The sequence below is a fragment of the Treponema denticola genome (assembly GCF_024181645.1).
GTDB lineage: Bacteria > Spirochaetota > Spirochaetia > Treponematales > Treponemataceae > Treponema_B > Treponema_B denticola_A.
In genome coordinates this window covers 1,750,821-1,772,539 of sequence record NZ_CP058624.1, presented here as the reverse complement: position 1 = coordinate 1,772,539, position 21,719 = coordinate 1,750,821, and the positions used below count along the sequence as shown (strand labels likewise).

The 21,719-nt window shown below is 39.3% G+C and carries 14 protein-coding genes; 7 read left to right on the top strand and 7 right to left on the bottom strand.

What is annotated here, in order from left to right; all coding sequences use genetic code 11:
- Positions 1-271: 271 nt before the first annotated feature.
- On the bottom strand, positions 272-2,365 hold the full coding sequence (locus tag HO345_RS08325; protein ID WP_253682488.1) for a methyl-accepting chemotaxis protein: 2,094 nt from the start codon (positions 2,363-2,365) through the stop codon (positions 272-274).
- 180 nt (positions 2,366-2,545) lie between these two features.
- Here HO345_RS08325 and uvrA point away from each other — a divergent pair, with 180 nt between their 5' ends.
- The 3 genes from uvrA to HO345_RS08310 are packed head-to-tail and all read left to right on the top strand — an operon-like array spanning position 2,546 to position 11,126.
- The gene (gene uvrA / locus HO345_RS08320; RefSeq protein ID WP_253682487.1) at positions 2,546-5,410 is read left to right on the top strand and encodes an excinuclease ABC subunit UvrA; all 2,865 of its coding nucleotides are present in this window, start codon (positions 2,546-2,548) and stop codon (positions 5,408-5,410) included.
- Between the two features lie 9 nt (positions 5,411-5,419).
- On the top strand, positions 5,420-8,626 hold the full coding sequence (locus HO345_RS08315; protein ID WP_253682486.1) for an LPS-assembly protein LptD: 3,207 nt from the start codon (positions 5,420-5,422) through the stop codon (positions 8,624-8,626).
- Between the two features lie 49 nt (positions 8,627-8,675).
- Positions 8,676-11,126: a helix-hairpin-helix domain-containing protein gene (locus HO345_RS08310; RefSeq protein WP_253682485.1), complete on the top strand. Its 2,451-nt coding sequence runs from the start codon at positions 8,676-8,678 to the stop codon at positions 11,124-11,126.
- A gap of 130 nt (positions 11,127-11,256) precedes the next feature.
- On the opposite strand, the gene HO345_RS08305 is transcribed toward HO345_RS08310, so the two are convergent.
- Both HO345_RS08305 and HO345_RS08300 read right to left on the bottom strand, forming a co-directional pair.
- Entirely contained in the window at positions 11,257-11,670 is a 414-nt protein-coding gene (locus HO345_RS08305; protein ID WP_010696464.1) for a bacteriohemerythrin, read from the bottom strand.
- 56 nt (positions 11,671-11,726) lie between these two features.
- On the bottom strand, positions 11,727-12,824 hold the full coding sequence (locus HO345_RS08300; RefSeq protein WP_253682484.1) for a hypothetical protein: 1,098 nt from the start codon (positions 12,822-12,824) through the stop codon (positions 11,727-11,729).
- Between the two features lie 34 nt (positions 12,825-12,858).
- On the opposite strand from HO345_RS08300, the gene HO345_RS08295 reads away from it, so the two are divergent.
- From HO345_RS08295 to HO345_RS08285, 3 genes are all read left to right on the top strand, one after another.
- Entirely contained in the window at positions 12,859-15,264 is a 2,406-nt protein-coding gene (locus HO345_RS08295; protein ID WP_253682483.1) for a Lon protease family protein, read from the top strand.
- Position 15,265: 1 nt separating this feature from the next.
- On the top strand, positions 15,266-16,462 hold the full coding sequence (xseA, locus tag HO345_RS08290) for an exodeoxyribonuclease VII large subunit (protein WP_253682482.1): 1,197 nt from the start codon (positions 15,266-15,268) through the stop codon (positions 16,460-16,462).
- A 92-nt stretch (positions 16,463-16,554) separates the two neighbouring features.
- A complete protein-coding gene (locus tag HO345_RS08285) occupies positions 16,555-16,983 on the top strand; it encodes a hypothetical protein (RefSeq protein WP_010696472.1) in 429 nt (142 codons plus the stop codon).
- Positions 16,984-17,054: 71 nt separating this feature from the next.
- Here HO345_RS08285 and HO345_RS08280 read toward each other — a convergent pair whose 3' ends face one another.
- The 4 genes from HO345_RS08280 to HO345_RS08265 are packed head-to-tail and all read right to left on the bottom strand — an operon-like array spanning position 17,055 to position 21,167.
- Positions 17,055-18,902: a TRAP transporter large permease subunit gene (locus tag HO345_RS08280; RefSeq protein WP_253682481.1), complete on the bottom strand. Its 1,848-nt coding sequence runs from the start codon at positions 18,900-18,902 to the stop codon at positions 17,055-17,057.
- A gap of 15 nt (positions 18,903-18,917) precedes the next feature.
- Positions 18,918-19,946 carry a TRAP transporter substrate-binding protein DctP gene (dctP, locus tag HO345_RS08275; RefSeq protein ID WP_253682480.1) on the bottom strand — a complete coding sequence of 343 codons (1,029 nt, stop codon included), beginning with the start codon at positions 19,944-19,946 and terminating at the stop codon, positions 18,918-18,920.
- Positions 19,943-20,917, bottom strand: a complete 975-nt coding sequence (locus tag HO345_RS08270; protein WP_253682479.1) for a TRAP transporter TatT component family protein — start codon at positions 20,915-20,917, stop codon at positions 19,943-19,945. The genes dctP and HO345_RS08270 overlap by 4 nt, the downstream gene beginning before the upstream one ends.
- Positions 20,907-21,167 (bottom strand): hypothetical protein, encoded by a 261-nt coding sequence (locus HO345_RS08265; protein WP_253682478.1) that lies wholly within the window; start codon positions 21,165-21,167, stop codon positions 20,907-20,909. The genes HO345_RS08270 and HO345_RS08265 overlap by 11 nt, the downstream gene beginning before the upstream one ends.
- Positions 21,168-21,294: 127 nt before the next feature.
- On the opposite strand from HO345_RS08265, the gene glmS reads away from it, so the two are divergent.
- On the top strand, positions 21,295-21,714 hold the full coding sequence (glmS, locus tag HO345_RS08260) for a methylaspartate mutase subunit S (RefSeq protein ID WP_010696482.1): 420 nt from the start codon (positions 21,295-21,297) through the stop codon (positions 21,712-21,714).
- The last annotated feature ends 5 nt before the right edge of the window (positions 21,715-21,719 follow it).

Below are 21,719 nucleotides of genomic sequence, written 5' to 3'. Positions count from 1 at the left end.
AAGATTTCTTGACCTCGAAACTTCGTTGGTTGTGGCCTCCCCTATAACCCCTCCTATCTTCAAAAGAACCGCTTAGGGCTTGGATTGCTACGCCAGCTTGCAATCACTAAGAACCCGTATTGTTACAGAATTTCTAGCTTGCTTTTTAGTCAAGATGACAATAAAAGTTTTGGGTTAAATTTAAAAGTTAAGCTAGTCAGAAGTAATGCGTTATTACGAAAGCATTAAAAAATTCTTTGCGTCCTTTGTGCTCCTTGCGGTTCAATTGGTTTTACACTTTAAACTTTCCTACTTCTGTAGATAGGCTGTCTATGTTACGTTTGTTCTTTTGGGTAATATCGCTTACGTCCTGTACTGCATTGTTTATCTGAACTGCGCCTGCAGCCATTTCGTTCATGCTGTCCGTTATAACGCGTGTTAGAGTATCAAGCTTTTGCATTTCAATTGCAACATTTTCGCCGCCTTTTAGCATCTCGGCAGATCCGTCATTTACTTGGTTTGTTACTATGTTTATGTCACGGATTGCGGTAAGTACTTCACGGCTGCCGTTTTCCTGCTCCCGCATGGCATTCATTACATTTTGGCTCATTGTTTTTACCTGCTCGGACAAGTTGAAGATAGTGTTGAACTTATCTTCTGTTGTCTTTGCAGCATTCGAAAGCATTTCAATTTCTCCCGAAACTATTTTAAGGGTTGAGGTGATGTTTTTTCCCTGAGTACTCGATTCTTCTGCGAGTTTCCGTATTTCATCGGCTACGACGGCAAAGCCCTTTCCTGCCTCACCTGCATGGGCGGCTTCAATAGCTGCATTCATAGCCAATAGGTTGGTCTGACTTGCAATATGCTGAATAACATTGCTGGCTTCCAAAAGACCGCCCGATTCTTCAGCTATGCGTTGTGTTACAGTGTTTGCTCCGGCAACAGTTTCTTTTCCGTCGGCAGTGGCAGCTGCAAGGGTTTTTATAACATCGTTTGTTTTATCCAGAGTTTGTGTAATTGAAGCGATATTGCTTACCATTTGTTCGACCGCCGAAGAAGACTCTGCAACGCTTGCTGCTTGATTTTCAATACTTCCGTTAAGATTTTTGATTGTCCGGATAATCTCTCCTACGGTAGCAGCCGTTTCACTGACACTGGCAGCTTGTGTAAGAGCTTGTTTTTTTACTCCATCGATATTTGCACTTATCTCATGTACTGCACTGGCTGTTTCCGTCATATTGCTTACAAGTTCCGAACCTGTGTTTGTCATCTCATCGCTGTTTTCTCCGACTATTTTAATTGATGTGCCGATTTTTTCGATTGTCTGATTAAAGTATTCCGATAAGTTAGTTACCTCATTATTTCCGACCAAGGGCAGACGGACTGTTAGATCGCCTTCTCCTTGGGCAATATCCTTGAGTGCGGACACCACAACATTTATGGGCTTTAGCATATTATAGCAAACAATGAAGAGTATAGCCAAACTTATTGCTAAAATACTAAGGCCTATAAACAGCATTTTGTTGCGCAGAGTATCAATACTTCCCATAAATTGATTTATAGGTGCCCTTATAATGACAGTCCAATCCGTGTTGCCAATCTTTGCGTAAGAGGCTATATAGGATTCTCCCTTGTACTCATAAAATCCTACTTCACTTTTTGTACCGTTTAAAGCTTGTTGCGTAAATTTTGCCAAAGAGGCAAAGTCTTTGTTTGATCTTGCATTATTTAAAATATTATCCTGAGAATTGACCAAATCAAACTTTTTGTGTGCTATTGTTGTTCCGGTAATACCTAAAATATAGCAATATCCTGTTTCTCCGACTATAATATCATCAATATCGTTGGATAGATGCTCTGCTCCAATTGTACAGTTTAATACGGCAACAACATTCTTATCTTTGCCGTACACAGGAACCGCAAAGACGAAAACAAGTTTATTAAGCGAATGGGATAAAATCGGCTCTGACGCAAACCGTTTTCCGCTTGCAGCGGATTTAAACCAGGTACTATTATTTATCGATATAAATTGGTCGTCATTTGCAGTGCTTATTTCTGAAATATCATACAGATTAAGCTCCTCCAATCTTTCATTAAAAACAACTTCTTTGTCCAATATAGCTGCTTTTTCAGTATATGAAAGACTTTTATCGGTTAAGATAGGCATACGGGCTATTCCTTCCAAAAATTGGAAAAAAGCCGTAACTCTTCCATTAATAATTTCTGCCGTGTCGGTTGCCTTATCTTTAAGGTGAATTACCACCTTTTCGGATACGGTTTTTCGTGCTGTGCGTACTCCCAAAACCCCCAGCGTAAAGCCTGCCGTAAAAATCAAAGCACCGACTATAATCAATAGCTTATTCCTTATTGAACCTCTTTTTTTCATATAGGTTTCTCCCTCAATTAAAATAATTTTGAATGTGTGAGTTGTAAAATATGTATGAAGTATCAACATAAATACTTAAAAGTTTCAATAGTTACACGGTACTTAGTATAAATTTTTAGAAATTCTAAGTATGTGATACTTATTCCCAAAACCTTATTTTTTGTGTATAATGCTTTCCTTATGAAAAACCAAAATCAAGGCGGACACTTAAATAAACTCATTGTAAAGGGTGCCCGTGAACATAATTTAAAGAACATTGATGTAGAGCTTCCACGCGATAGGCTCATCGTTATATCCGGCCTTTCGGGATCGGGAAAAAGCTCCCTCGCCTTTGATACCATTTTTGCCGAGGGGCAGCGCCGTTATGTAGAGTCTCTTTCGGCTTATGCACGCCAGTTTTTAGGCAGAATGGATAAGCCCGATGTGGATTACATCGAGGGGCTTTCCCCCGCTATTTCTATAGAACAAAAAACGACGCACCGTAACCCCCGCTCTACGGTCGGGACGGTAACCGAAATTTATGACTACTACCGCCTTCTTTTTGCCCGTACCGGCCATGCCCACTGTCCTTCTTGCGGAAAAGAGATTAAGGAGCAGACGGTTGACCAGATTATAGATACGATTATGAGCTGGCAGGAAGGAACCCTCGTTCAGATTCTTGCTCCCATTATAAAGGGGAAAAAGGGAGAACACCAAAAGATAGTGAGCGATGCTATCGCTGCCGGTTTTGTGCGTGCCCGCATAGACGGCCTTCTTGTAAACCTCGAAGACGGGGTAAAGCTCGATAAACAAAAAAAACACACAATCGAAATAATAGTAGACCGAATCCGGCTGTCGAAGGATGTGCGGAAACGTCTTTCCGAGTCCGTAGAAACAGCCTTGGAAAGCTCGGGCGGAACCCTGCTTGCTACAAGGCAGGACGATAAGGATTCTCCCGTAACCGAGGTTTTCTTTTCGCAAAAAAATGCCTGTTCGGATTGCGGTATTTCGATGCCCGAATTGCAGCCCCGCCTTTTTTCTTTTAATAACCCGATAGGGGCCTGCCCCGAATGTACGGGACTCGGAATGACCCAGCACTTTGACCAAGACCTGATAGCCCCCGATAAAAGCCTTTCGTTTAATGAGGGCGTTTTCGTTCCATATAATCCCGAATCCGATTGGAACAGGGTACGGTTTGAGGCCCTCGCCGCCCAATTCGATTTTTCTCTTGATACGCCCTTGAATAAGCTCCCTAAAAAAATACAGACCATCATTTGGGAAGGTTCGGGCGATACGAAGATTCAGTTTTCTTATACATCCAAAAGCGGATCGGGGAAATATTCTTATAACCGCCCTTGGCCGGGAATAATGGCCGACATGAATCGGAAATATAACGAATCCTACTCGGCTTCTATCAGAGAATATTACGAAAAGTTTATGTCGATAAAGCCCTGCAAAACCTGCGGAGGAATGAGGCTTAAACCCGAAGTGCTGGCCGTAACGGTGGGCAATAAAAACATTCATGACCTTACCTGTCTTTCCGTCGGGGATTCTATCGAGTTTTTTGAAAAATTGAAGCTGACTGAAACGGAAGAACACATAGCCTTTCAGATTTTAAAAGAAATTAAGGCCCGCTTGGAATTTATGAAAAATGTCGGCCTTGACTACCTAACCTTAGAAAGAAAGGCTGCAACCCTTTCAGGCGGCGAGGCTCAACGTATCAGGCTTGCGACCCAGATAGGTTCAAGCTTGATAGGTGTTCTTTATATTTTGGACGAGCCTTCGATAGGGCTTCATCAAAGGGATAATCAGAGACTGATTGATACCCTTTTGTACTTGCGTAATTTGGGGAATACCCTCATAGTTGTAGAACATGACGAGCAAACCCTCCGCACAGCCGACTACATTGTAGACCTCGGTCCGGGTGCAGGAGTTCACGGGGGAAACATAACGGCTCAAGGTACGCCTGATGAAGTTGCAAAAGTAAAAAACAGTTTAACGGGTCAATATCTTGCAGGTACGCTTAAAATGGATATCCCTAAAGAAAGGCGGAAGGGGAACGGAAATGTCTTGGAGCTTTCAGGGGTGAGCGAGCATAATCTAAAAGATGTTTCGATAAAAATTCCGTTAGGAGCCTTTACCTGTATTACCGGAGTTTCGGGCTCCGGAAAATCCACCCTTTTAACCGATGTTCTGTATCCGGCAGTTTCAAATAAGATTATGCGCTCCTCTATTCCCGAAGGGGCCTATAAAAAGCTAAGCGGCCTTGAGCACATAGACAAGGTTATCAATATCGATCAAAGCCCCATCGGGAGAACCCCCCGCTCAAACCCTGCAACCTATGTAGGTGTTTTTACGGGGATAAGGGACTTGTTTGCAAGCCTTCCCGAATCGAAGGCGAGAGGTTATAAGCCGGGACGATTTTCATTTAATGTAAGGGGCGGAAGGTGCGAGCATTGTCAGGGCGACGGAACCCTCACAATCGAGATGAACTTTTTGCCCGATGTTTATATAGCCTGCGATGTTTGCCGAGGGAAACGGTTTAACAAAGAAACCCTGGATGTCCGCTATAAGGGAAAAAACATTGCCGATGTTTTGGATATGACCATCGAGGAAGCTTCGGAATTTTTTGCTCCCATTCCTCACATTGCCCGAAAACTTCAAACCCTCTTATCGGTCGGTCTGGGTTATATAAAGTTAGGCCAGTCGGCTCTTACCCTTTCGGGAGGAGAAGCCCAGCGGGTAAAACTTGCAAACGAACTTGCCAAACGCTCTACAGGCAAGACTCTCTACATTTTGGATGAGCCTACAACGGGCTTACACTTTGCGGATGTCAAGCAGCTCATGCAGGTTATTCACCGCCTCATCGATCAGGGAAACACCGTCATTATGATTGAACACAATCTTGATGTTATCTTACAGGCCGATAAGATTATCGACCTTGGCCCCGAAGGCGGAACCAACGGAGGGCAAATCATAGCCGAGGGAACACCTGAAGAAGTAGCAAAGATAAAAAAGTCCTATACGGGATATTATATAAAGGAAATGCTTGAAAGAGTCAGGTAAGACGGAATAATGAAAAAAGCTTTGCAGGGTTTTATCTTTTTTGTATTTCTCTTTTCGGTAAATGTTTTACAGGCTGATGAAAATCCTGAAAAAACAATAAAGGTTACGATTAACTCCGCAGAGCTTACCGAGTACATAAAAGTTCCATCTGCTCCCATAAGCGAGCCGATTGATAAGGCTTCTAAACCTAAAAGTGATGAGGCTAAACCCGAAACAGATTCCTCAAAAGAAAAAAATATAAAAAAAGATGAATTGATTATTTTTACCGGCTTTGTTTCAATTTCCGTTTCGGATGAAAATTCGGTTTCGACAATTACTGCCGATAAAATCATTCATAATAAAACCCGCGAAACCTTGACAGCAATCGGAAACGTTGTTTATACACGCAAGATCGGATCCGATGAAGGAGAAAGTTTTAAAGGGGATGCTTTGATTTTTAATATTCAAAAACTTGAAGGAGTTTTTGTTGATGGAATTATATCGCAGGCTCCTGCAAAAAAAAATCAAGACCCTTTTAGAATTCATACCGGCCTTGCCGGAAGAAATGAAAGCGGTGCCATAACTTTTAAGGATGCTTTGCTTACGACGAGTAAAGAAGAATACCCCTTGTGGTCGATTCGGGCTAGCCGCCTTTGGATTTTACCCGGAAACGAAATGGCTTTTTTTAACGGTTTTTTGTCGGTCGGAGTTGTACCCATCATGTACTTTCCCTTTTTTTATTACCCCTCAGATGAGATGCTCTTTCATCCTGTTTTCGGGTTTAAAAACAGGGAAGGTGCCTTTGTGCAAACTACTACCTATATTCTAGGACGTAAGCCTGCACCTAAAAGCGATGAAGCTACTTCGTTTTCTAATTTTATGCAAAGCGACACGGTAAAAAAACAAAAGCTGGAAGGTTTGTTTTTTAAAAAATTGGATGAGCCGGCTTCCGATACCGGAGGTTCGTATTTAAAACTGATAGCGGACGCGTATTCGGGACTCGGTTATTTGACCGGTCTTGAAGGGAAATTTACTCCCAAGAAAGGATATGTAAAACAAATTGATTTTCACGGTCTTTTAGGTTTTTCTTATACCCTGTATCCTAGAACCGGCCTTTTGTTTACCCAATATGGAGACCCCGGTAAAGAAAAAACTATAAATAAGGCAAACCTTTTCGGTAAGATAGTGCCTTTCAGATACAGTTTCAGCTTTAATATGAGTATGACAAAAAGTCCGTTCAATGTTTCGGTTTTATTTCCGTTTATTTCGGATCCTTTTTTTAAAAAAGATTTTATGGGCAGAAGCGAAGATATGAACTGGTTTAAATATTTTTTAAACAAGGATAAGCTGGCAGCTGCCGAAGATACTACATTGGAAAATTTTTATTCATGGAAGATAGACGGTTCAATCAATCCGAGCTTTCCTGTATTAAAACCTTGGATAAGTTATATGTCTCTTGAGGCTTTTTCAGGGAAGCTTAATTTTGAATCAAAGAAAAATGAAAGCCTTAGCGGAAACGATGCTTTATATGCTCCCGACAGATTATTTTATTACCCTAAAAATATTTTGCCCGAATTAAGAGCCGGGCTTGGCGGTACTATTTTTTCAACATCTATGCTGTCGCAAAAAAAAGAAAGAACACAAACACAAAACATAACAGGTATTAAAAATCCTTTTGAAGAAGAGGCTGGTAATGGTAAAAAAGATAAAGCAACGAATAAAGACGAAGCTCCGGCTTTTTCCGTTGACCTGTTTCCTGCATATAAAATTGACGGTGTAAAAACAAATCGTTTTTCAAATTTAATAAACTATGATTTAACCTATAAACTAAACGGCTTTGCATCTCAAGATATAGTTTTTAATCATAAAGATTGGAAAAAGCCTTTTGATATTAACTGGTCCGATTTTTATTCATCCTATTATAAATTAAGCGGGCAGGCTAAAATTGACAGCCGCCTTTCGTATAATCAAGGCTTTTTGAATCTGTCAAATTCAATTGAATTAAACGGCAATAATCAAAAACATATATGGCACAAGGACAAGATAGAGCACGATAAACTCCAATTAAATAATTATAAATTAAATGTTTATAGCATAAATAATTCGAACAGCTTAAAACTTAGTCCGTTTATTTCCAACGATTTATTTAAACCAACCTTTGTTGAATGGTCTATTTCGGAAACTCTTCTTCAAAATAAATTTATCGGAACCGTTGACAATCCTGAATGGGAAACTATTCCGGTAAAGTGGGATAAGAAATATATTAAGACTCATGCTGCATCTGCGGGGTTTGGAATCAATTTAAATAATTATCCCCAATTGATTACTACATCAATGAATTTAAATCCGCTTTTGGAAGCCTATTCCTTTGCAGGAAACTTTGCTTTTCCCTACGGCAAACTTAACATTTCGACAAAATTATTTGAAAGAGAAAAAGCTGCAAAAAAATGGTATTGGGATCCTTTTACTACCAACTTAACTTTTTCTTTTCCTTATAATATTTCGTTAAGTCAATCCTATGTTTATAATATTGAAGAAAAAAGAAGTGAGAAGTATGCAGCTTCTTTTTCATGGAAATATATGTCGGCAGTTTATTCAATGAGTTATGACAATCCTTATGAATTAATTCCTAATTTGGGATGGAAAGCGCTGCCTTATAAAAAATTTATTCCGAGATCTTTGGATATAAATTTTTCCAACTCATCACAGCCCATTGAAATTTATGCTTGGAAAAACAGAATTAAATTACAGTTTCTATTTAATTCGTCGCTTAATTTTAATTTGATAAGGGTAACGGATTCTTCATTTTCATTTTCTCCTAAACTCGTTTTTAAAATACACGAATTTTTGGATATAAGTTTTAGCGCCGTTTCCCGCAATGATGTTATTGCAAGATACTTTCAAGACGCTCTTAATCTTCCGATTGTTATCCCCGGTGAAAAAAATGTGTTTAAAGATTTAGCTTCCTCTTTTTATTTTTGGGATAAAAATGCAAGATTACAGTCAGGATTTAAATTAAAATCTCTTAGCCTTGATTTGACCCACTATTTAAAAGATTGGCTAATGAAATTTTCATATTCCGTAAAACCTGTGCTGCGTACGGGTGCGTCAAGAAAATATTATGAACTTGTACCTATTATAACATTTTTTGTTCAGTGGAATCCGATAGGAGATATAAAGGTTCAGACAAAAAAAGAAGACAATGTTTTTTCTGTAACAAGCGGAGAAATAAAGTAAAAGGCTTAAATCCGATACCTGATTTTAAGCCCTTGATTTTCTTTTTTTTATGGTATATACTCACAGCATTATGGAATTTACAAATGAATTTATTGAAGGCCTCAGTGTAAACGAGGTAGATATTATGAAAAAGATTGCAGAGGAGCTGAATATAAAGCTTGCTCAAGTCTCTGCAGTTATAAGTTTGGTCAATGAGGGATGCACCATTCCCTTTATTTCCCGTTATCGAAAAGAAATGCACGGTTCTCTTGATGAAGTTCAAGTCAGAGATTCAGACCGCCTGTTTAAATCTTATACAAATTTGGAAACCCGTCGCCTCGAAATTGTGCGGGGCATTTTTGCTGCCGGAAAGTTGACCGATTCTCTTTATGAAAATATAATGAAGGCCGGTACTCTCACCGAGCTTGAAGATATTTGGCTTCCCTTTAAAAAGAAAAAGAAGACCCGCGGTATGCTTGCCGTTGAAAGAGGTTTGCAGGCTTTAGCCGATTTGATGAAAGAGCTTGAAGCCTCTCCACTTGAAGAAAAGGCTAAAGAATTTATTGTAACCGATGCCGAAACGGAAGAGCTTAATGTTCCCACAGCCGAAGATGCCCTTCAAGGTGCGGCCGATATAATTGCCGAAGAAATTTCTCAAGATACCGAAAACCGCAAATCCGTTCATGATTATTTTATAAAAACAGGAAAGTTTGAAGTTAAGGGACTCGGCGATGAAGATGCTGCAAAGACTTCAGTTTATCAGATGTACTGGGATTATTCCGAAAACTTAAACGAAATAAAACCCCACCGCGTGCTTGCGATTAACCGCGGAGAAAGGGAAGGAGTTTTGGAAGTAAAAATAGATGTAAGCATCGAAGATGCAATTTCTCTTTTACAAAATAAGTATACCCTAAATAACGATTACCATAAGGAAGCAATAGCCGACGGGCTTGTGCGCTTGCTGGCTCCTGCCGTTTTGCGTGAAATCAGAAGCGACCTTGCCGATACGGCTGACGAGCACGGTATAAATATTTTCAGTGAAAATTTAAAGCATCTTTTGATGACCCAGCCCATAAAGGGTACAAGGGTTTTAGGAGTTGACCCCGGTATAAGGACAGGAACTAAATGTGCCGCTCTCGATGAAACCGGAAAATACCTAGGCTCCTTTGTGATTTATCAACATAAGGCTGAAGAAGCAAAATTCTTGGTATTGGAAGCCGTTAAAAAATATAATGTTCAGCTAATCGCTGTCGGGAACGGTACGGGCTCTCACGATGTTCAGGAAATAGTTTCTGCCGTTATAAAAGAATCTTGTCCCGATGTTTTATTCACTGTAGTCGATGAAGACGGAGCTTCAGTTTATTCTGCAGGCGATGTCGCCCGTGAAGAATTTCCCGATTTGGATTTAACGATAAGAGGGGCTATTTCTATCGGAAGAAGGTTGCAGGATCCCCTTGCAGAGCTTGTAAAGATTGATCCTAAGTCCATAGGTGTCGGTTTATACCAGCACGACTTAAACCAAAAAAAATTAAGCGAAGAGCTTGATGCTGTTGTAGGCTCCGTAGTAAATAATGTAGGCGTAAATTTAAACACTGCAAGTGCTTCTTTGTTAAAATATGTTTCGGGTGTAAGCTCATCTCTTGCAAAAAAAATTGTTGCCCGCCGTGAAGCCGAAGGGATTTTTACCGACAGGGAACAATTAAAAAATGTGAGCGGAATGGGGCCTAAATCCTTTGAGCAGTGTGCCGGTTTTTTAAAAATCCCCGAAAGCTCGAACCCCTTGGATAATTCTTGGGTACACCCCGAAAACTACGAAACAGGAAAAATCATCTACGATGTAATTCATAAAAATGAAGAAGTTTCGGGAGAGCTCCGAAGCGAAATAAAAACCAAGTACAATATCGGAGACCAGACTATAAACGATATTATCGAAGAATTAAAAAAGCCTAACCGTGATCCGCGTGAAGATTGTCCTAAGCCCATAATGCAGCAAGGCGTTCTTCAATTTGAAGACTTAAAAGTCGGGATGACGGTAAAGGGGAAAATTAAAAACGTAGTCGACTTCGGCGCCTTTGTCGATTTGGGAATTAAGGAAACGGCTCTTTTACATATCTCAGAGATGAGCGATTCTTTTATTTCCGATCCGCTTGAAGCCGTAAAGGTCGGCGACATTGTAGAGTGTAAAATTATTTCACTTGACGAAGACCGCCGCCGAATTTCTTTAAGCCGAAAAACGGGGGAGGGTACATCCCGCCTTACCGCAAAGCAAAAGGCTGAGGTTAAAAAACTTGTAGTCAAAACCAAGGACGGCAAAACGCTTACGGTTAAAACCGCTGCAGGATCTCCGGCGGTACAGAGCGGCAAGGCTCTTTCCGAAAGAGGTGAAAGAAGTCCTGCTGCAAGGGGAGAAAGGTCTCCTGCGCATCGAGGTGAAAGAAAGGTAGGCGAACCCCGCTCCCGCAAAGATGATGACGGAACAAAGTACAATCCCTTTGCAATATTATTACAGGGTAAGAAATAAATTTAAAAAAATGCCTAAGCAAAATTTGCTTAGGCGTTTTTTTGATTCCTGCGGAGGGGTTGATACCCCGACGCTCTGCAACGGGGTTGTTGATTTAACCGCAAAAGCTTCAAAGAAAGATTAAAACGGTTTATTTTTTATTTGCAAAGTAGAATCTTGCCCATTCTTTATCCGAAATTAAGATATGATTAAAAAGCCAATCTCGCAAAAATCTCACAAATGTATTTGGAACAAATTGTTTTCCGCTGCGATAATCATTGACGGATTGTAAAATTTTTTTTACAAAATTCTCATGATGCTGTTTATGTTCTTTAATGTTCGGATAGTTGATTTCTTCCATTATCTTTTCTTCATCTTTAAAATGAATCATTACATATTCGACAAGTTCTTTCATCACCTGTTTAAATTTTTCTTCTAATTCCCCTTTTTCGCCGAGACATGCATGATACAACTCGTTAATCAGCTCAACCAATCTTCTGTGCTGCTTATCTACATATTCTATTCCTAAATCATAGCTGGTATCCCAGACAACAAAATCATTCATAAAAATTCACCTCAAACATTATTATCGGCATTATACTTTTATAAGTAAAATTTAAATTACTTTATTGTACGGCTTGCCCTTAAGTTTAACCATTTTTCAAAGGTTTTTATCGTGTTGATTCGGTCTTGCCTGCCTAGATCTCTTGAAGATCCGAGTAAGATGCTTGCAAGAATATCGTTTCCCCTTATATCTCCAAAACCGGTTAAACTTTCTTTTGATTGAATAAAAAAACAAATAGGAAAAAGCGCGATATTTTCCGAAAACTTTAAATCTTTTTCGTTTAAAACAGTGTATGTTCCTTCCTTTAAGCCGTCAGGAAGAGGACTGCCTTCGGAAATTATAAAAAAAGCTCCCGAAAAGGCATTCGGATTTTTATTGTAATAGTCTAAAAGGCCTTGAACTTGATCTCCTTCTCCTATTAAAAAGAGTTCAGTATCCCCAAAAAATCGAATAAAAGGGGATAGACTTATACCTAAGTTTTCATTGCCGGCGTTTTTTGACGCTTGTTCTGTCTTTGTGTTAAACATGGAATCAACAACGGCAAAAAAGATTTCGGAATTTTTTAGCTTGTATTTATATCCCGTCTTTTTAGGCAGGGATAGGCTTGCAAGCTTATATCCTTCGTTTAAAAGATAGCGGTCAAAAGTTCCGGCAACTTCATTTGGAAAGGGCGGAACTATTATAATTGCTGCATTTTCTTTATTGCAGGGTTCCGGTTTATAGTAAACTCCGGCTGTTTTTTCTTTTTCATCGACAATAAAAGAAATCCTCTCTTTTTCGGCAATAGATGTAAAAACGGGATATTCCCTTTCAGGCGAAAAATAAAAAGCTGCATAAAAAGCTCCGCTCAGCAGGATAAGGACGAAAATTCTTAACAAAATCGACGGAATTGTGTAAAAATTATTAGGAACTTGCCTTAAAAACATTACAAATCTTGCGAATTCTGTTATAATACAGATTATAACTATCAGTGCTGTGGGAATTAATGAGAAGATTAAACCTTGGCCGATAATCGAAAGAATTAAGACGATTAAAGATGCAAGGGGTAAAAGCGGAATTGCGTCAGCTGTTTTAAGAGCTTTTGAGAACGGACGAATTAAAGGTAAAATCAACAAAATTAAAACAAGTATTTCGCTGACAAAAAAATCAGACATAGAATCCTCACAAGTACGATTTTAAGGAGCTTACATGACAGACGGTGCTGCAGAAAAATTAAACCTTGATGAACTGGAATTTTACTTTCCCGAATCTAAGATAAGGGAATTAAAAAATAACGGAGCCGACTCGACTATAGTCGGGCAAGACCGTGCTCTTAAGGCTATTGAACTGGGGCTCGGTATCGAGGGTGAAGGCTATAACATTTTTGTTATGGGTGCACCCGGAACAGGCCGAAGAACCGTTCTCTCATCTCTCTTGCGGAATTATAAACCAAATTTTGCAAAACTTCAAGATATAGCCTATGCTTACAACTTTAGCCGCCCGATTGAGCCCATCGCTCTTTTTTTTCCTGCCGGAGAAGGAAGGTTTTTCCGCAAAAAGATAAAAAAAGCCGTAGGGCATATTCATACGCAGACTCTGGCACTCTTAAAATCGGAGGGCTTTTTAGCCGAGCAGAAAAAAATCGTTACTAAAACCGATAATGAAGAAAATATTCTTTTGATGGAATTTGAGTCCAAGATGCTGCATGCAGGGTTTAAGGTATTGCAGATAAAAGATGAAAACAACCAATCATTGGATTTAATTCCTATAATAAAGGGAAAAGAAATATCCTTTAGCGAGCTTCAATCCAAGGCTGCCCGAAAAAAATTCAGCGAACAAGAACTCGCTGCCTTACGAGAAAAATACTATGCTTCTCTCGATGAAATGTCCGAGCTTTTTTCTATTTTGCGGGATAAAAGAATTGAAATGGACGAAAAGCTGATAAAGCATCAAAAAGATTCCGTTATGCCGATAATTAAAGAAGCCCTCGATCCTTTAAGGAAGCTGGTAGATTCCTATACAACAAAATCCGATAACCCGAAACAAATTGAAGATAATAAAAAGATTCTTCTATTTTTAAAAAAGGCCGAAGAAGATCTAATCAGCAGAATGAATATCTACAGTTCGGAATTTAAATCTTCGAGAATAAAGAAAAACTTTTTCGGACGCTATCTTATCAATCTTATTTGCGAAAACAATAAAGATAAAAATTATGTAATAAATGAAAACCTGCCGAGTTTTACAAATTTGTTCGGAACGATTGAATCTCATTCCGATTCGGATGCTCCCGAAATTAACGGACACTTACGCATAAGAGAGGGCGCCGTCCACAGAGCCTTCGGCGGTTATCTTATCGTGCGTTTACACGATTTACTTGAAGAGGACGATTCGTGGTCTTATTTAAAAAGAGTTTTGCAGTCGGGAAAAATCGAAGTGCAGATACCTCCTTCCGGGAACCATAGTCCGAGCGTTTTTAAACCCGAAGCTCTTCCTGCAAATTTTAAGATAATCATAATCGGAGGAGAATACACCTACGATATTCTTTATCAAGAAGATCCTGACTTTTATAAACTCTTTAAAGTTTGTGCGGAGTTCGATTCGGTGATGCAAAAAAACGATAAAAATATAGCTTCCCTAATTCATTTGACCGAGTATCTTTGTAAAGAAAAAAAAGCTCTTAACTTTGATGATTCGGGATACAGCCGCTTAATTTCCTATGCTTCGGAGCTTGCAGGTTCCCGCCATTTACTTACAGCTCAATTTACTAAAATTTCCGACCTTATAATCGAAGCAGATTTTAATGCAAAGCAGCAAAAAAAGGAGGCTATTTGTGCAGGCGTTTTAAACGACACAATCGAAAAGCGGCATTATCTTCATGCTCTGCCCGAAGAAAAATTTGCTGAGATGGTTCAGCTGGGGGAAATTCTAATAGATGTTTCCGGCAGAAAACTTGCAAAAATAAACGGCCTCGCCGTGGAGGAACGGGGTTATCACTCATTCGGTGTGCCCGTTTCGGTTACAGCTCAAGCTTCGCCCGGTACAGGCGGAATTATAAATATAGAAAGAGAAGCCGGCCTTTCGGGAGAAATCTATGATAAGGCACACCTTATAATAACCTCTCTTTTACGGGAAAAATTTTCAAAGGATATTCCTCTTTCAATTTCTGCAAGTATTTGTTTTGAGCAGTCCTACAGCTACATTGACGGCGACTCCGCTTCCTGTGCAGAATTTTTGGCTCTTATTTCTGCGATAGGCGGTTTTGAGATGAGGCAGGATATAGCCGTTACGGGAAGCTTAAACCAGCACGGAATGGTGCAGCCTGTCGGTGGCATAACCGAAAAGATAGAAGGCTTTTTTAATACGTGTAAAATATTGGGCTTTACGGGAACTCAGGGCGTTATGATTCCGGTCAGCAATAAAAATAATTTGTTTTTATCTAAGGAGGTTAAGGAAGCCGTAAAAGAAGGCAAGTTTAATATTTGGACAATCAAGACAATAGACGAAGGAATAAAACTTTTATCGGGTCTTCAAGAAGAAGTTTACACATGGATGATTTCTCAAAGACTTGAAGAGTTTTATAAAAAGGTCAACGAAATTTCTTTGAGGAAAGATTAAGATGGCACAAACTTATTCCGTTTATGAAATTACTTTACAGATAAAAGAGCTTTTGGAATCCGGCTTCGGATATGTTTCGATTGAAGGAGAAATCTCCAACTTCCGTCCATCGGCTGCGGGGCATCTTTATTTTACGCTAAAAGATGAAAAGGCCTCGATTCAAGCCGTGATGTTTAAGGGAAAGACCCGCTCTTTGAGCTTTGTTCCCAAGGACGGTATGACCGTAAAAGCTGAAGGGGCAATTTCGGTATATGAGCAGCGCGGTTCATATCAGATTATAATAGAAGAGATGAGCCTCGCAGGCGAGGGGAATATTTTAAAAATGCTGGAAGAACGTAAAAAAAAGCTTGCCGCAGAGGGCATTTTTGATTCTGAAAGAAAGAAACCTTTGCCTTATTTCCCGAAACGAATTGCCGTAATTACAAGTCCCACAGGAGCCGCCGTTCGGGATATTATAAATGTAGTAAAAAGACGGAACGAAAAAATAGGCATAGTTGTTCTTCCTGCAATCGTACAGGGAGAAGATGCCGCTCCTGTCTTAATCAGGCAGCTAAAAATTGCCGACGAAAAAAACTTGGGCGACCTTATCATAATAGGAAGGGGCGGCGGCTCTTTGGAAGACCTCCTTCCATTTTCGGATGAAGAACTTGTCAGGGCAATCGCTGCCTGCAAAACCCCTGTGATCTCGGCTGTAGGCCACGAAATAGATTGGGCCCTCTCCGATTTTGCAGCCGACATGAGGGCTCCCACCCCATCTGCCGCCGCAGAACTGGCCGCTCCAATCTTAAACGATATTATGTACTCCATAGCCGTAAATCGGGAAGACCTTACGCAAAATATTGAAAACCGCATCGAAAGGATAAGACTTATGTTAAATAATTTTAAGCCCGATTCCTTGGAACTGCGCTTTAGAAACATTCAGCAGCCCCTTCTTGCAAGATTTGACAATGCAAAGGAAGAAATCTTATCCGCTATGCAGGAGCGGTGTAAGGAGTTTCGGCAACGGCTTTTAGTTTTGAATAAGATTTTGGAAGGGGCAAACCCTCAAGGTATCTTGGACAGGGGCTACTCCATTGTCCGTAATGCCGAAACGGGAAAAACTATCCGCTCCTTTTCCCAAGTTAAAGAAGGCGAAAATCTTTTAATTCAGCCCTCAAAAGGAAAAATTGAGGCCGAGGTAAAAAAAGCAATGAGCTAAAACTCAATTTATCTCTACAGCAAGAGCCTTCTTATTCCGATACAATAAAAAGAACTGTTTTACAGAATCTATTTTTAATTATGGAGGTTCTTATGAAAAGAACTGTAGGGCTTGTTGTGCTTCAGATTGCATTAGCTTTCTTTTTGATTGTTGCGGGAATATTGGGGCTTATCCGCTCCTCTGCAGGAGAATTGGGTCAGGCTGTTTCTCTTTTGGATGCTGTCTTTAAAAGCCGAACAATAACAACGGTTATTATAATAACTTTGGCTGTATCTGAACTTATTGCCGGTGTATTTTTGATTGTAGAATTTTTTTCGGGCGAAATTCGTTTGACCGGTATAATTCTGGTTATTTTTATGATTTTATGGATTGTAAATATTGTACTAATAGATATTATCGGCCCCATTAACGGTAATACTTTTACAAGCACAATGTCCGTATTAAATTATCTTTCACAACTTTCAAGGCACCTAATGATTCTGGGTGCTATTATTGCAGTAAAGGATAAAAGCCGAGTTTAAACCATCTCGATTGGATGAATGACAAATGCCGATTGTCATTTGTCATTCATCACAATTTACAAATTCAATTCTTATTTGATAAAAGCCATGCTGAACCACGGAATGTATGTGATTAAAAGCAGGATAATAAATTGAACAGCCAGATAGGGCAGTATGCTCTTTACTATTTTTATTACGGGCTTTTTAAATGTGTAACTTGCTATAAAAAGGTTCATTCCTATGGGGGGCGTTAAAAAGCCGAGTGCGAGGTTAGTTAAAAATATTACTCCGGTATGTACAGGGTGTATACCGAAGCTTTCTGCAACGGGAATTACAAGAGGTGAAACCACTAAGATAGCCGAATATAAGTCCATAATACAGCCTACTACCAACAGCAAAATGTTTAATAGCAGCAGGAATAAAACTTTTGAACCGACAAAGGTAATTGCAAAATCCGAAAGCATTTCGGGGATTCCTGCATATACTAAGAAGAGGGCAAGCCCCTTTGCGGCTCCTATTATTACGAGCACCCCTCCTGCGACGGGAATACTTTGTAAAATAACGTCGATAGCTTTTTTTATGCTCAAGTCCTTTCTTATAAAAACTTCCAGCACAAACGAATATAAAACCGTAAAGGCTGCGGTTTCAAAAAGGGTAAAATATCCTCCAAAATATACAATTGCTATCAATATGGGAAGAAGAAGCTCAAAAAATCCTGCCTTAAAACTTTGGAAAAGAGCCTCCCTTGAAAACCTGATTCTTTTTGAGTTTTTATCCTTTATGATTCCTATGACCATCATCGACAGGGCTAAAAGTACTCCCGGAAGAACAGCCCCCTTAAAAAGGTCAAATATGTTTACGGTCATAAAATTAGTTGCCCCATAGACTATAACGGCCAAACTTGGAGGCAATAAGAGTCCTATGGAACCGGATGCCGTTATAAGGGCTTCCGAGTCATCTTCGGAATAACCTGAGCCTGTCAAAATTACGCTTAAAATCCCTCCAAGGGCTAAGATTGTTACTCCCGATGCTCCCGTGAAGGTTGTAAAAAATGTTGCAACCAATACTGCTGAAATTACAACGCCGCCCCTTATACAGCCGACAGAACTTTTAACAAAATCCAAGAGCCTTTTTCCAGCACTTCCTCCTGCCAAAAGATAGCCTGCAACCGTAAATAGAGGAATTGCAGCTATGGATGTATCCGTTAAGATGTTATAGGTTTCCATGGGGATACTCTCTACGTAGCCTCCTGTGGTCATAAAGGCAAAATATGCCAGACCTGAAAGCACAATATAAAGAGGCATACCGAAAAGACTGAATACGGTAAAAATTAAAACAATCAGCCAAATAGCATTTTCAGAAAAAATTTGCACGGACTCGGAAATACCGGTTAAAAGATTTGCAAGACCTGAATCGTTTATTTCAGGGTACCACGAACCGAATACTAAATTTAAAAGGCCCAAAATAGAGCCCGTACTTATTAAAAGTCCTATTAAAAGCCCTGCTATGCTTGAAACTATGCACTTGTTTCTCTTTATTTCCAATGCAAGCATTATCAAGTACATCGGAGGGAGGGCAGAGAAGAAAATTTTTATCGGAATATATAAAACATGGTCTTCAGAAGAAAGCATATTGTAGTTTGGAAATACCGAGAAAAATACCGCTGTAAGAATTGCTATATTTATACAGGATAAAAATGCGTTTATTATTAATTGGATTTTGTTATCAAATTTGGAGGTAAAAACTTCTATATTCAGTTGTTTTTTTTGTATTGTTGTGATAAGACCTGCAAGACAGGCAAAAACAAAGACTAATTGAACAATCAGCCGTTCAAACTCTAAACTATTTTTATCAAAGCTTGATGCTATATGGCTTACAAAAGGCAGTACAATAAGTACTGCCGTAAGAGCTAAAATAAAACCATTAATTACCTTTTTCATTTCAACATAATATACTTATTTTCGATATGCTTCAAGCTGTTCTGTTATTTTTTCATATATTTCTGCATTTATAAGGTTAGGCATTTTTCTTTGAACCTTTTTCATATCTTCATAGAATTCCTTTGTCCATTCTTTTTTTTGTTGAGGATTAAGACTTATTATATTTAAACCGTCCTGCCGCATTTTTTTTAAATAGTCCATTTCCATATCTTCAAGGGCGGCATTTAGTTTTTTTGTCGTTTTATTCATTGCTTCCAGCATTGCAGGTTTATACTCGTCTGGGATAAGAGCCCAAGATTCGTCTGCTATAACAAAGCCAGCCATTATAGGACATAGGCGGGCATCTAGCATGTAGGATACATCCTTGTACAGTCTTAGCGTATAGGTAAGAATTGAAATTGATGTAAAACTTCTTGCTCCGCCTGTGGCTTTTATTTCTTGATTAAATTTTGCAGGATCTACAGGTAGTATATTAAAACCGGAAATGTTTAGAACATCAATAAAGTCCTTTGTATCGTTTACACATATCATCTTAATTTTTTTAAGCTCATCAAGGCTTGAATATGAATCCTTTGTATAAAATGAAAGCCACCCTACATTGGACCATGTTATAAGTTTGCATCCGTTTTTTTGTATTTCATTTTCAAAAGCATATCCATATTTGCTTAAAACCAAGTCAAGTTCTTTTTGATTTTGTATTAAGAAAGGGAGCGAAAGGGTGAAAATTTTAGCATTAGGTGCAAGCTCATTTAAACCTACCGGACTTAATATAGCTCCGTCTATTTGCGGCCTTTGTCCGGGGCGGGAAGGCTTCATCTTTACAATCCCTGCCTTTTCTCCTCCAAGCACAGTCATATCCATAAATCTGGCGCTTACAAGACCCTTTGTTATCTTGTTCCACTCTTGGGCTAACTTTTTTAATTCAATATCCCAAGGAGTCCTCGCAGGGGCACTGCTTGCAATCTTTAAAACAATCTTCTGTTGAGCAAAGATACCTGAAACCATCATAAGTACAAAAAAAGCAAACAATAATTTTTTCTTCATTTTATATCTCCCAATATAAACATTTCTTTATTTTCTTTTAGCCATTCCGCATATCTTTGTGAAATGCTGATGACCAGTTTATTATCCGGATCCGATTCGGGATTAATTGCTAAGGCTTTTTCTATAGCTTCATCAAATCCTTTACTGTCCTGCTTAGGTACACAAAAAGAGAGGGCATAGGTTACATATATTGAAGGACTTTTTCCTTGAGAAAGCTCAAGAGCTTTTTTATAGGCATTTTCGGCCTTTTCAATATCACCGCCTAGGCTGTCCGGTGCGGAGGCATAGAATTTGGTTAAAATTTCCCATGTTGCACCACTGGAATAATCGGGATCAAGGCTGCAAACCTTTTCAAGCATAAGCCTTGCTCCTTGAACTGTTTGTAAACATTGAATATCCAGGGGATCAAGGGAAAAGGCGGCCAAAATACCGGCACCTGCCCAATGCAGGGCTTCCGTGTCATAGGGTTTACAGTTTTTTAGCATTGCTTCTATTTTTTCCGTATTGTCGGAGTTTATAGCTTCGGTAAATCCGGGATAGGCCATATCCAAAGCTGAAAGAATTTTATTATAGCCTCTTTTATAAAATTTTTTTGCTCTATTAAAGGCCTTGTCTTTTTTATCGTACTCGTCATCCGAAAGATAGGCCGCAGGACCTTCTACAAATACATTCGAATACATTATATAGAGCTCACCTGTCATTATGGCAAGCCCCCTATGTGAAGGATTTGCAATGTGCATTCCCTCGTAGAGTTTTAAAATGATGGGAAAAACCTCTCCGACCAGCTCTACATCATCTTCTCCGGTTAAAGCCGTAATGGGATTTGGAGCATCGGGAGCCGGCTTTGCTTTTTTTTCGGGAAGGGGAGCCATTGCATTGGCTGCCGAATTATAGGCCATTTTTTTTATCGAACAAGAAGAAAAAATCAAGCCGATAACAAAGATGAGGGTAAATATAATCTTATTTTTCATTTTTCCAGTCCTCTATAAATTTTTCGTAAGCTGCAATTGAAGCGGAAAGAGCTATTTCTTGTACCTTACTGCGTCCGGTAATATTGTTCCCTTCAAGAATATAAAGGGCGTTTAAGGTGCCTTTAAGGTCTTCGATGGAGCAGTCATTGGAATTTGCCCTTCTTCTCGTTAAAACTCTTATTTCATCATCAAAGAGTTCGTTAAATTTTTTTGTTTCCCAGTCTGTAATTTCCGACGTGTTTTCTGACATAAAGACAATATACTCAATTTTGATACTTTTTACAAGAAGTACTCTTTGTCTTTTTCATGTACTTGACACATCTTTATTTTAAGAATAGACTGCATTTCAACACGATAAATTTTTTAGGAGGCGGAATATGGCAAGAAAAATAAAACTTGTATTGGGCGTAATAGGCTCTGATTGTCATGCTGTCGGTAATAAAATTTTGGATTACTCTTTGACCGAGGCCGGTTTTGAAGTAACCAATATAGGCGTTTTAAGCCCTCAAGAGGACTTTATAAATGCTGCTCTTGAGACAAATGCGGATGCGATTTTGGTATCCTCTCTTTACGGTCAAGGAGAGCTGGATTGCAAGGGTTTACGCGAAAAATGCGATGAAGCCGGCTTAAAAGGGATTAAGCTTTTTGTCGGCGGAAACATAGTTGTAGGTAAACAGGATTTCAACGAGGTTCACAAGCGTTTTACCGCAATGGGTTTTGATCACGTTTATCCGCCGGGAACACCGGTCGAAACGACTATTAAAGATTTACATGCTGATTTTCCGGATCATGCATAGGACTC

Coding starts and splice junctions, on each gene's coding strand:
- HO345_RS08300 (WP_253682484.1), bottom strand. CDS start 12,824: ATGTCTGATTTTTTTGTCAGCGAAATACTTGTTTTAATTTTGTTGATT.
- HO345_RS08325 (WP_253682488.1), bottom strand. CDS start 2,365: ATGAAAAAAAGAGGTTCAATAAGGAATAAGCTATTGATTATAGTCGGT.
- HO345_RS08305 (WP_010696464.1), bottom strand. CDS start 11,670: ATGAATGATTTTGTTGTCTGGGATACCAGCTATGATTTAGGAATAGAA.
- HO345_RS08270 (WP_253682479.1), bottom strand. CDS start 20,917: ATGAAAAATAAGATTATATTTACCCTCATCTTTGTTATCGGCTTGATT.
- dctP (WP_253682480.1), bottom strand. CDS start 19,946: ATGAAGAAAAAATTATTGTTTGCTTTTTTTGTACTTATGATGGTTTCA.
- uvrA (WP_253682487.1), top strand. CDS start 2,546: ATGAAAAACCAAAATCAAGGCGGACACTTAAATAAACTCATTGTAAAG.
- HO345_RS08295 (WP_253682483.1), top strand. CDS start 12,859: ATGACAGACGGTGCTGCAGAAAAATTAAACCTTGATGAACTGGAATTT.
- HO345_RS08280 (WP_253682481.1), bottom strand. CDS start 18,902: ATGAAAAAGGTAATTAATGGTTTTATTTTAGCTCTTACGGCAGTACTT.
- xseA (WP_253682482.1), top strand. CDS start 15,266: ATGGCACAAACTTATTCCGTTTATGAAATTACTTTACAGATAAAAGAG.
- glmS (WP_010696482.1), top strand. CDS start 21,295: ATGGCAAGAAAAATAAAACTTGTATTGGGCGTAATAGGCTCTGATTGT.
- HO345_RS08310 (WP_253682485.1), top strand. CDS start 8,676: ATGGTATATACTCACAGCATTATGGAATTTACAAATGAATTTATTGAA.
- HO345_RS08315 (WP_253682486.1), top strand. CDS start 5,420: ATGAAAAAAGCTTTGCAGGGTTTTATCTTTTTTGTATTTCTCTTTTCG.
- HO345_RS08285 (WP_010696472.1), top strand. CDS start 16,555: ATGAAAAGAACTGTAGGGCTTGTTGTGCTTCAGATTGCATTAGCTTTC.
- HO345_RS08265 (WP_253682478.1), bottom strand. CDS start 21,167: ATGTCAGAAAACACGTCGGAAATTACAGACTGGGAAACAAAAAAATTT.